At 70.8% G+C, this 11,261-nt stretch carries 8 protein-coding genes; 3 read left to right on the top strand and 5 right to left on the bottom strand.

The genetic code is table 11. The features are described 5' to 3' along the window. The first annotated feature begins 500 nt into the window (after nt 1-500). Complete coding sequence (locus tag BN1056_RS03795; RefSeq protein WP_210579201.1) at nt 501-1,463, top strand: alpha/beta hydrolase; 963 nt, start codon at nt 501-503, stop codon at nt 1,461-1,463. A 42-nt stretch (nt 1,464-1,505) separates the two neighbouring features. Here the strand turns inward: BN1056_RS03795 and BN1056_RS03790 are convergent, their stop codons facing one another. The 3 genes from BN1056_RS03790 to BN1056_RS03780 form a co-directional block, all read right to left on the bottom strand. Next, nucleotides 1,506-3,452, bottom strand: a complete 1,947-nt coding sequence (locus BN1056_RS03790) for a carbohydrate-binding domain-containing protein (protein WP_210579200.1) — start codon at nt 3,450-3,452, stop codon at nt 1,506-1,508. 67 nt (nt 3,453-3,519) lie between these two features. Then, a complete protein-coding gene (locus BN1056_RS03785; RefSeq protein ID WP_210579196.1) occupies nt 3,520-4,350 on the bottom strand; it encodes a polyphosphate polymerase domain-containing protein in 831 nt (276 codons plus the stop codon). Between the two features lie 61 nt (nt 4,351-4,411). Then, entirely contained in the window at nt 4,412-5,155 is a 744-nt protein-coding gene (locus BN1056_RS03780; protein ID WP_111818859.1) for a DUF4956 domain-containing protein, read from the bottom strand. A gap of 316 nt (nt 5,156-5,471) precedes the next feature. Here BN1056_RS03780 and BN1056_RS03775 point away from each other — a divergent pair, with 316 nt between their 5' ends. After that, a complete protein-coding gene (locus BN1056_RS03775; protein WP_210579194.1) occupies nt 5,472-6,875 on the top strand; it encodes a uracil-xanthine permease family protein in 1,404 nt (467 codons plus the stop codon). A gap of 17 nt (nt 6,876-6,892) precedes the next feature. Here the strand turns inward: BN1056_RS03775 and BN1056_RS03770 are convergent, their stop codons facing one another. After that, complete coding sequence (locus tag BN1056_RS03770) at nt 6,893-7,231, bottom strand: type II toxin-antitoxin system VapB family antitoxin (RefSeq protein ID WP_210579192.1); 339 nt, start codon at nt 7,229-7,231, stop codon at nt 6,893-6,895. A gap of 146 nt (nt 7,232-7,377) precedes the next feature. Further along, a complete protein-coding gene (locus BN1056_RS03765) occupies nt 7,378-8,145 on the bottom strand; it encodes a TetR/AcrR family transcriptional regulator (protein WP_210579190.1) in 768 nt (255 codons plus the stop codon). 538 nt (nt 8,146-8,683) lie between these two features. Here BN1056_RS03765 and BN1056_RS14600 point away from each other — a divergent pair. Next, the coding region (locus BN1056_RS14600; RefSeq protein ID WP_244671489.1) for a BadF/BadG/BcrA/BcrD ATPase family protein at nt 8,684-11,261 on the top strand (2,578 nt) is incomplete at its 3' end.

Here is an 11,261-nt window from a genome sequence, read left to right as displayed (position 1 = left end):
GCTACTTAACGGTCTGCTGTATACCTCGGAGCCCTTCAGCAGACGGTTAACTGGCGTTGTTAACCCCGAAGTGGCGTTGCAGACCGGGAAGTGGCGTTGCAGATGAACCCGCTTCCAGACGCCGGGGTTGCCGGCAGACAAGTCCGGCGCGGTGAACCGGCAGGCCCACCAGGCCCCTGACCCCGCAACACGCCAGCCACCACACCCTCAAACTCGAAAAGGCCGCGAAGTCATCGTCATCGGTTCGCAGTCGATCCTCGGTACCTAGCAGGAGGACGAACTCCCACCGGAGGCGACGGTCTGTCGGGAGATCGACGTTCTTCCGATCGAAGTGACCCGCGAATCGTTGAGAAGCTGGCCGACGCGATCGAAGGCGTAGCGGGGAGCTTTCACCGTTCGAGCAACTCCACGGTTTCTCCATGGAGGGCGTGCGGCATCCCCGGGGGAGGCATGATGGTTTGTGCCGCGGCCGACGCCGTCCTACTGACATGGAGCACGCCATGACCGACTTCCTATTCACCCCGCCCCGGCTCGTCGAGCCCGCCGACTTCCCCGCCTCCGAGCTGACCGCGCCCGGCATGCGCACGCTGCCCGCGGTGGACGAACCCCGCTACGGGGAGGTCCACCTGAACGTGCCCTACGCCGAGAAGTCCGGCCGCAGCCTCCACCTGCAGATCATCATGCCGCCGCGTCGGGCCGCCTTCCCGGACACCGCGACCGACGTCTACCCCACCATCCTGTACGTGCAGGGCTCGGCCTTCCACACTCAGCAGCTCGGCCACGAACTGGGCAACCTGGTGGCCTTCGCCGCCCGCGGGTACGTGATCGCCATTGTCGAGTACCGCGGCAGCGAGGTGGCGCCCTTCCCCGCCCAGGCCAAGGACGCCAAGACGGCGGTGCGTTGGCTGCGTGCTCACGCCGCCGAGTACCACGTCGACGTCAATCGCATGGCCATGTGGGGCGACTCCTCCGGCGGTCACAGCACCCTGATGACCTGGGCCACCGGTACGGGCGGCGCCGACGACGATCCCGCCTTCTCCGACGAGCCCGTCGCCGAGGCGCTGGGCCTACACGCCTTCGTCGACTACTACGGCCCCACCCACATCGGGCGGATGAACGAGCACCTATCCATTCAGGACCATTTGGAGGCCGATTCTCCCGAGGGCTGGCTCATCGGCCGGGTGCGGGTGGACGAGCATCCCGAACTCGTCGCTCCCACCGTCATCATGGACCACGTGCCGCACGCCTCGCGGCGCGCCCTGCCGCCGCTGCTGGTGGTCCACGGGGACAAGGACCGCATCGTCAACTTCTCCCAGTCCGTCTGGCTGGTGCAGGACCTGCAGGCCAAGGGCCAGGACGTCACCTTCTACCGGCTGGCCGGCGCCGACCACGGCGGCGCCCCCTTCTGGCAGGACGGCGTGCTCGACGTCGTCGACGCCTTCCTCAAGGAGCACCTGACCTGACCCACGGCCCGCGGCGCCCCGGATGCTGCGGGCGAGCCCGCCTCAGGACTCGGTGGACTGGGTCCCGTCGGCCGGAGCCTGGCCGGGATCGCCGCCCATGCCGCCGTCGGTGGGAATGTCCCCGGTCGGGGCCTGGCCTCCCTGGCCGCCGACGTCGCCGGACGGCGCCTGACCGCCCATGCCGCCACCCATTCCTCCGCCCATGCCCGAGCTGAGCGCCGCGGCGGTGCCGGTGGCCGAGCCGCCCGAGGTGGTGGCCACGGTGTACTCCTCGCCTTCGGTCAGCCCCAGCACGGTGAGGTACTGCGAGGTGAAGACGCTGGTCATCTCCCAGGAGTTGCCGTCCGCGCCGGTCACGGTGATGGTGTCGCCCGCGGACACGCTCGGGGAGCCGGTGATGCCAACGACCTGGCTCTCGCCGTTGACGTCCACCGCCCCGTCCATGGAGCCCGCCTGACCGGAGACGACGACCTGCCCGCCGGTGATGTACGCCGACCCGTTGGAATCGATGCCGTCGGAGTAGGTGAAGGACACCTGCACCTGCCCGCCGGAGATCGTCAGCACTGAGCCGTCGTCGGCCTCGGAATTGGTGTTTTCGTAGCCCTCGATCACATAGTCGCCATTGGTGGCGTTGATGCCGTCGTCGCCGGAGGTGATCGTCAGGGCCCCGCCGGCGATGTTGATGAAGGCCCCCTGGAGGCCCTCGTCCGCGGCGTCCAGGGTTACGGTGCCGTCCTCCTGCGTGTAGCTGACGCCGGCGTTGATGCCCTTGGGCTTGGTGGCCTCGTCGACGCCGGACTCGTCCTCGTCGTCATCCGTGGCGGCATCCGTGGCGACGGCGGTGGCGGCGTCGCCCGCTGGTTCAGTCGCGTCGCCCGCCTGCTCGGCCGGAGCGCCCGCCTGCTGGTCCTGCGGCTGTGCCTGCTGCTCGGGCTGTGCGCCGGCCTCGCCCTGCTGGCCGGGCATGCCGCCCATGCCGCCGAAGCCCTCCTCCTGGGTGGCGTTCGCCTGCCCGCCGCCCGCGGTCACGGTCAACGTGGTGCCGTTCACGGTGACGTCGGTGGTCGCGGACACGCCGTCGTCACCGGAGGTGATGGTGATGTCGGCCGCACCCAGGACTATGAAGCCCTTGGTCTCGTCGTCGTCCTCGGTGGACTTCAGCCCGTCCCCACCGGCGGTGACGGTGATGGTGCCGCCGGAGACGACCAGGTAGTCCTTGCCGCGGATGCCGTCGTCGACGGCGTCCACCGTGAGCGTGGGCGCGCCCTGGATGACCAGGCCGTTCTTGGAGGAGATGGCGTCGTTGTGGTTGCCGGTCACGGTCAGTGAGCCGGTGCCGGTGAGTACCACGGTGTCGGAGGAGAACAGGGCCGCGGTGGGGGCGTCCTCGCTGGTGTCGGCGTAGGTCTCCCCGTCGGTGAGCGTGTTCTCCGACCCCTCGGCCAGCACCACGACGGCGCTGCCCGCATCCTGAATGTCAATGGCCGGACCGTCGGCGTTGGTGATCGCGGCGCCGTCGAGCACCAGGCGCACCTCGGCGTCGTCGGCGTTCACGATCACCTCGCCGTCCGTGAGCTCGCCGGACAGCACATAGGTGCCGGCGGCACTGATGGTGACGGTGCCGCCGTCGACGCTCACGCCGGCTGTCCCGTCGCCGTCGACGCTCGCCGAGTCGCCGGACAGGGTGATCGTGGTGGCGGAGGCGGCGTCATAGGTGCCGGTGTCGTCGTCCGTGGTGACGGCGGCGACCGCCTCGGAGGTGTCGGCGTTCGCGGCCAGGATCTCGGCGACGCCGGCGCCGGTGGACGCCGTGGCCACCTCGCTGGTGATCGTGGTCCAGGCGGTTCCGGAGGCGAGGCCGGCGGAGGCGCTGGAGGCCGCGGTGCCGGTGGAGCAGCCGGCAACCAGCGCCACCGCGGCGAGGGCGGCCAGCGCCCGGATGGCGCCGGTGCGCGTGATGCGGTACAGGTGTTTGAGCGGGTTCTTCATGTGGTGGAGTCCTCGTGAGTGGTGGTGTGCCTGGTGTTCCGGGAACGCCGGTGCGCGGCGGGCGCCGTCAGGCGGCGAAGGCCAGACGGCCGAGTTGAGAGTCCTGGGCGTCGGCCAACTCGCGCCCCAGCACTCGGCGCCACTTGTTGGCGGGCAGCTCCGGGTGGAGCAGCGCCATGCCGGTGGCGAACTTGGAGATCTTGGCCGGGCGGTGCCCCTGCGCCCACAGCAGCCGGTCGGCGGGCGACGGCGTGGCCGGGTTCTTGGTCTCGACGATCACCAACCCGTCGGCCGACGCCTCCCGCACGGGCGCGCCGTCGGCGCTCAGATCGGTCCACGTCAGACCCGTGTCCACCGTGACCCGGGCGCGGGCCTGCGGCAGGTGCAGGGTGGTGCGTTCGTAGGAGGTCGCCAGCACCGGCACCAGTGAGTCGGCGAGCGCCGCGGCGTGTCCCGGCGAACAGACCTGCGCCCGCTCCAGGCAGCCGGCCACGAAGGCGCGCCCCTCGGCGGTGAGCCGGTCGGCGTCGTCGAGCGCGTAGGGCATGCGCTGCTTGACCGTCGCGCCGCGCGCGCCGCGGGTCTTGACCTCCAGGAAGCAGATTCCGGAGTCCAGGTAGGAGCGGGTGCGCACCTTGAAGCGACGACGGCGCTTGCGAGCGGCCAGCAGGTAGGCGTCCAGGCCGGGGGTGTCGAAGTAGGCGGAGGCGTAGGCGAAGCGGCGTTGGCCGTCGATGGCCAGTGCGCGTGCCTGCCCCTCCAGCGCGTCGACGACCGCCTGGGCCGTGGTCAGGGGCAGCAGGTACTTGCGGTCCACGCGGGTGAGCAGGCCGGCGGCGGCGTTGAGCTCGTCCAGCGTGGTTGTTGCCAGTCGTCCGGTGCGCAGGTGCTGATTCATGAGGGGTGACTCCTGTGGCTGCGCGGTGCGTGACGCGGCTTGTCCGTCCTCTGGTCCGGGTTCAGCGGCCGGCGGGCTGGGCCACGGGCTGCACCACGGGCGGGAAGACGTAGTCGGCGGTGTCCGTCGGAGCGGCCGCGGCGGCGTGCTGGGGACGGGAGGCATGAGACGACGGCGCGGATGGGGGCGCCGGCGCCGGGGCGGGCGCGCTCGCGGCGGGCTGAGCCGACGCCGTCGTCGCCCGCGAGTGCCCCGCCGGGTGCAGGCGGAAGCGGACGTCGACGAGCGTGGTGTCGTCAACCAGGTCGAGGCGCTGCACCTCCACTGAGCGCACCTGCGCGTCCAGCAGCTGCTCCAGGTGGGCGATGAGCGCGTCCTCGTCGGTGATGGCGCGGTCCAGCATGATGATCTGGTGGCGGCTCCGGCGCATGAGTGCCGGGTGGTCGCCGATCCACAGGGAGGCGACGACGAGCGCCATCAGCAGGGCCGTCAGCGCCAGCGGTGCGGCGGTGATGCCGCCGAGCAGGCCCAGGGCCAGGGCGGCGAAGAAGTAGGCGACCTCGTGCTGGGCCAGCTCGGTGGAGCGCAGGCGGATGATCGACAGCACGCCGAACAGGCCCAGTCCCAGGCCGGCGCCGACCGACGCCGTCGACAGCAGGAGCGTGACCGCCAGGACGCCGACGTTGACGCCGGCGTAGGCGGCCACCAGGTCCTTGCGGGCGTGGCGGCGGGTGTACAGGGCGCCGACGAGCACGACCAGGGCGACCAGGTCGACGGCGATGTAGGCAAGAGTGCTGGGAGACATTGGCTGCTTCCGGTTGTGGGAGGCGGACGGCGTGCGCCGTCCCGGACCGCGTTCCACGCTAAGAGGCGAGGCTATGCGCGCCCTGTGAAAGCTGTGTCGTGGAGATATGTGACCGGATGCGCGCCGGGAGGAGCAGGCCGGCGTCGCCGTCGGCGGGTGCCGACGACGTCGATGGCGGGCGCGGACAGTTCATATGGGCGTCGGCGGCGGCTTCTAGACTGTGGCCCCGGCAGGACTCTGCCGGGCCCTGCCGCTCCGGCGTGCGGGGTCGCTTCTCCGCGTGCCGGTCCCCTTCCCCCACGCGACAGGAGCCGACGTGCCCTCCAAGCAGCCACCCAAGCAGAAACGCCGCTTCCACGGCTGGACCCTCCACGGCGACGGCCGCTCTATCGCCCCCGGCGAGGTCGTCACCCCCGCCGAACGGCTGAGCTGGCCCCGCACCGTCGGCATCGGCGTGCAGCACGTCGTCGCCATGTTCGGCGCCACCTTCCTGGTGCCGCTGCTGACGGGCTTCAACCCGTCCACCACCCTGTTCTTCACCGGGCTGGGCACGCTGCTGTTCATCCTCATCACTGCGGGCCGCCTGCCCAGCTACCTCGGCTCCTCCTTCGCCCTGATCGCGCCGATCGGCGCCGTGACCGGGTACGCGGCGGACGCGGGCGCGCCGCTGGACGAGGCCAAGGCGTCCCTCGCGCAGGGCGGGATCATCTCCGTCGGCGCGTTGCTGGCGGTCATCGGCGTGATCGTCCACGTGGCCGGCACCGGATGGATCGACCGGCTCATGCCGCCGATCGTCACCGGCGCCATCGTCTCCCTGATCGGCTTCAACCTCGCGCCCAGCGCCTGGAACAACGTCAAGACCGCCCCGGTGACCGCCCTGGTGACGATCGTGTCGATCCTGGTGATCACGGTGCTGTTCAAGGGCATCATCGGGCGGCTGTCGATCCTCATCGGCGTGCTGATCGGCTATGCCACCGCCTGCGTGCGGGGAGAGGTCGACTTCTCCCAGATCGCCCAGACCGGCTGGATCGGCGTGCCCGAGTTCCGGGCGCCCGCCTTCGACGTCAGCCTCCTGGGCCTGTTCATCCCGGTGGTGCTGGTGCTGGTCGCGGAGAACATCGGGCACGTGAAGTCCGTGGCCGCCATGACCGGGGAGAACCTCGACGACGTCACCGGCCGCGCGCTGTTCGCGGACGGGCTGTCGACCATGTTCGCGGGCGTGGGCGGCGGCTCGGGCACGACCACCTACGCGGAGAACATCGGCGTCATGGCCGCCACGCGTGTGTATTCGACGGCCGCGTACATAGTGGCGGCCGTGACGGCTCTGGGCCTGTCCCTGCTGCCGAAGTTCGGCGTCATCATCGCCACCATTCCCGCCGGCGTCCTGGGCGGGGCGGCGACGGTCCTGTACGGCATGATCGGCATGCTCGGGGTGCGCATCTGGGTGCAGAACCGCGTGGACTTCTCCGACCCGGTCAACCTCAACACCGCGGCGGTCGCCATGGTGGTGGCCATCGCCGACTACACCTTCAGCTGGGGCGACATGACCTTCGCGGGAATCGCGCTGGGCTCGCTGGCGGCGATCGTCGTCTACCACGCCATGCGCGCCATCTCCCGGGCCCGGGGCACGAACCTGGAGGAGGCCTCACCGGCGTCGGCGCCCGCGGGCACCGAACTCGAGGGCCCGGCCTACGCCAAACGGGCCCGTCGGCAGGGCTGAAGGGGGCCCGCCGCCGTCTACTCCGTGGGCGGCGGCGGGGCGGAGACGGGGCGGCCGTCGTTGGTCAGTTCGAGGACGCGCGCGTGGATGGAGGTGCGCCCCTGGAGCGCGGCGCGCAGGGCCCGGTGCAGACCGGTTTCCAGATACAACTCCCCGTTCCAGGCGACGACGTGGGCGAACAGATCACCGTAGAAGGTGGAGTCGTCGTCGAGCAGGCCGCGCAGGTCCAGTTGCGCTCGCGTGGTCACCAACTGATCGAGCCGGATCTGGCGAGGAGGGATGGCCGCCCAGTTGCGCTGCGCAGTGACCCCGTGAGCGGGGTAGGGCGCACTGTCGCCGACGGCCTTGAAGATCACGAACCCATGCTAACGGGAACGTGTGACACACCGGGACACGGAACGGCATTCGGACAATCCCGCCCGAGAGCCGGGCCCCGTTTGCTGAGCCCCGTTAGTCCCGGGCTGGTGGTGCGCATCCGCCCGGAGGCGCATAGGACGGCGGATCAGCGGCTCTCCGGCGTCTGCCGGCGCAGCAGGGGACCGGTGAGGTAATGCTGAATGGTCGGCCCCACGACCTCCACCAGGTGGTCCACGGGGGCGCTGGCCAGCGGCTCCACCTGGAAGACGTAGCGGATCATCGCCAGGCCCACCAACTGGCTGCCGGCCAGGGTGGCGCGCTCGCGGGCGTCGGGCCCCAGCACCCCGGCCTGCTCCAGGGCCTGGGCAACCGGTACGGCGATCTGCTCGGTGGCGTAGGTCTGCACGGCCTCGGGGGCGCCGTCGTCGGTGGACACCCAGCGCAGCAGGGAACGGAACGTGACCCCGCCGGAGGAGTCGTCCCAGGCGGTCATCGCCAGGCGCACCAGGCGTGGCCCGGCGGTGCGGATGTCGCCGGAGATCACCTTGGCGATCTCCTCGCTGGCGCGTATGCGCAGGTTCATGGAGGCGCCGAACAGGTCGCCCTTGGAGCCGAAGTAGTAGGAGACGAGCGCCGGGTCGACGCCGGCGGCCCGGGCGACCCCGCGGATGGTGGTCTTGGCGAAGCCCTTGGCCAGGAAGGAGGTGCGGGCGGCGTCGAGGATGGCGTCGCGCGTGGTCTCGGCGCCCGTGCCCGCGCGACTGCCGGAGCGCGGCCCCCGACGACGTGCGGGTGCGGATGCGGAGCTGGTGCCGGGAGCGGCGGGGTCGACGTCGCCTGTGTCCTGGGGAATCGGGGTGGCGGGGAGGGGTTGCCCCGAATGGGATCGCCTGGGTGCGGCCGCGTCGCTCATGTCGTGAGGCTAGACGATCCGGCTCGCGGGGCCTGGGCGGCTGCACGTTCTCCCGAATTAGGAAAGGTTGGCTGCGCAATATTCAACGGCGTTCAGGGGATGTTCAGGCGGTTTCGTTCCGGCTCGCGGCGCTTCCAAGGAAAAGCCGCCAGGACTAAGGGCCTAGGGCCGGGTTATTTCAACACCGTTGAAGCCTGACGGCGCCCGTGATTACGGTTCTATCCGACCCCGGGTCTTGGGAGGCCCCGGAAGTAACGCATTCCGGGTGGGGTCGAGAGGTGAATTCATGACCGCGAACGCTGAACGCAGGAACGACGTCGAGCAGCCCGCCGCTGTATCCGCGCCGGCTGTCTCCGGCGCCGCGCCCGTCGTGAATGAGGGGCGGCCGGTCGCCAGCACGGGCCCGTCGCTTATGGCCATCCCGCTCGGCATGCCCGCCTTCCCCGCCCGGCGCGCCACCGGCACGGCCGCCGCAGGCGCCCCATCTGCGACGACGGCCGCCGACGCCGATACCGCCAACCCCGCCGCCGCCCTGCGCATGGGCCTGGACATCGGCTCCACCACCGTCAAGCTCGTGCTGCTGCCCGAACCGGTCGCGGGCGAGCCCTTCCCCGAGCCGGTCTTTGCCGAGTACCGCCGCCACAACGCCGACGTGCGCGGCGAGGTCTCCCGCCTACTGGCCGAGGTCGACGCCGCCTTCCCGGGCGCGCGCGTGCGCGGCGCTGTCACCGGCAGCGCCGGCCTGAACCTGGCCAACCTGATGGGCCTGCCCTTCGTGCAGGAGGTCATCGCCGAGACCCGCACCGTCCAGGCCAAGAACCCCGAGGCCGATGTCATCATCGAGCTCGGCGGCGAGGACGCCAAGATCACCTACCTGCACCCCACCCCCGAGCAGCGCATGAACGGCACCTGCGCGGGCGGCACCGGCGCCTTCATCGACCAGATGGCGCAGCTGCTGCACACCGACGCCTCCGGCCTGAACGAACTCGCCGCCAAATACCAGACCCTCTACCCGATCGCCTCGCGCTGCGGCGTGTTCGCCAAGTCCGACCTGCAGCCGCTGATCAACCAGGGCGCCGCCAGCGAGGACCTGGCCGCCTCCGTGCTCCAGGCCGTGGTCACCCAGACCATCGCCGGCCTGGCCTGCGGCCGCCCCATCCGCGGCAACGTCATGTTCCTGGGCGGCCCGCTGCACTTCCTGCCCGAGCTGCGCCGGGCCTTCGAGCGCACCCTGGCCGACCAGGTCGACTCCTTCACCTGCCCCGACGACGCCCAGCTGTACGTCGCCGTCGGCGCCGCCCTCCTGGCCGACGGGGAGCCGACGCCGCTGACCGAGATCGCCGACCGCCTCGCCTCCCGCCGCGCCGCCGGCACGGGCGCCAGCCGCATGCGCCCCCTGTTCGCCGACGACGCCGAACTCGCCGCCTTCCGCGCCCGCCACGCCCAGGCCACCGTGGAGCGGGTCGGCTGGCCCGCCCCGCCCGCCGACGCCGCGGCCGCCGACGGCGCCCCCACCCACTACCAGGACTGCTTCCTGGGCATCGACGCCGGCTCCACCACCATCAAGGCCGTCGTCGTCGACGAGCAAAACCGCATCGTCTGGGAGCACTACGCCGGCAACGAGGGCGACCCCGTCACCGCCGCCGTCGAGATCCTGCGCCGCATCCACCTGGAGATGCCCGAGCACGTGCGCATCGTCCGCTCCTGCGTCACCGGCTACGGCGAGGGCATCGTCAAGGCCGCGCTGCGCATCGACGAGGGCGTGGTGGAGACCATGGCCCACTACCGGGCCGCCGCCCACCTGAACCCCGGCGTCACCAGCGTCATCGACATCGGCGGGCAGGACATGAAGTACCTGCGCATCCGCGGCGGCGCCATCGACTCCATCTCCGTAAACGAGGCCTGCTCCGCCGGCTGCGGCTCCTTCCTGCAGACCTTCGCCCAGTCCATGGGCCAGTCCATCCAGGAGTTCTCCGCCTCCGCGCTGACCGCGGACAGTCCCGTGGACCTGGGCAGCCGCTGCACCGTGTTCATGAACTCCTCGGTCAAGCAGGCCCAGAAGGAGAACGCCACCCCCGGCGACATCAGCGCCGGACTGTCCTACTCGGTGGTGCGCAACGCCCTGTACAAGGTCATCAAGCTGCGCGACGCCTCCCAGCTGGGCGAGCGCATCAGCGTTCAGGGCGGCACCTTCCTCAACGACGCCGTGCTGCGCGCCTTCGAGCTGCTCACCGGGCGCGAGGTCGTCCGCCCCGACATCGCCGGCCTCATGGGCTGCTTCGGCGCCGCCCTGACCGCCCACGAGACCTACGACGGCGTCCCCGGCACGCTGATGAGCCTGGCCGAGCTGTCCCGCTTCGGCTTCACCACCGAGACCACGGTGTGCAAGCTGTGCCAGAACCACTGCAAGCTGACCATCACCACCTTCAACGACGGCCAGCGGCACGTGTCCGGCAACCGCTGCGAGCGTGGCGCCACCCAGGAGCGCCGCAAGACCAAGTCCGACATGCCCAACCTGTACGACTACAAGTACCGGCGCACCTTCGCCTACCGGCGCCTGCGCCAGGGGCAGGACACCCGCGGCGAGATCGGCGTACCCCGGGTGCTGGGCATGTACGAGAACTACCCGCTGTGGTTCACGATCCTCACCCAGCTGGGCTTCCGCGTCATGCTGTCGGGCCGCTCCAACCACGAGCTGTTCGAGAAGGGCATGGACTCCATCCCCTCCGAGAACGTGTGCTACCCGGCCAAGCTCGCCCACGGTCACGTCCAGTCGCTGATCGACAAGGGCGTGAAGACCATCTGGTTCCCCTGCGTCTTCTACGAGCGCGGACTCGTCGACGGCGCCGACGACCACTACAACTGCCCGATCGTGGCCACCTACCCCGAGGTCATCCGCAACAACGTGGAGGCCATTCGCGACGGCGCGGATGCCGACGGCGCCGCCCCCGCCGAGGGGGAGAAGACCGACGGCGTGCGCATGCTCGCCCCCTTCCTGAACCTCGCCGACCCGGCCAAGCTGGCCGAGCGGCTGGTGGAGGTCTTCGCCGACTGGAACGTCACCCTCCCCGAGGCGCGCAAGGCCGTAGCGGCGGGCTTCGCCGAGGACGCCGCCT

Origin of the sequence: Actinomyces succiniciruminis (assembly GCF_900002405.1) — a bacterium.
GTDB lineage: Bacteria > Actinomycetota > Actinomycetes > Actinomycetales > Actinomycetaceae > Actinomyces > Actinomyces succiniciruminis.
Note: the sequence above shows the minus strand (reverse complement) of the source record. Positions and strands in the feature narration are given on the sequence as shown.

Coding starts and splice junctions, on each gene's coding strand:
- BN1056_RS03795 (WP_210579201.1), top strand. CDS start 501: ATGACCGACTTCCTATTCACCCCGCCCCGGCTCGTCGAGCCCGCCGAC.
- BN1056_RS03790 (WP_210579200.1), bottom strand. CDS start 3,452: ATGAAGAACCCGCTCAAACACCTGTACCGCATCACGCGCACCGGCGCC.
- BN1056_RS03785 (WP_210579196.1), bottom strand. CDS start 4,350: ATGAATCAGCACCTGCGCACCGGACGACTGGCAACAACCACGCTGGAC.
- BN1056_RS03780 (WP_111818859.1), bottom strand. CDS start 5,155: ATGTCTCCCAGCACTCTTGCCTACATCGCCGTCGACCTGGTCGCCCTG.
- BN1056_RS03765 (WP_210579190.1), bottom strand. CDS start 8,145: ATGAGCGACGCGGCCGCACCCAGGCGATCCCATTCGGGGCAACCCCTC.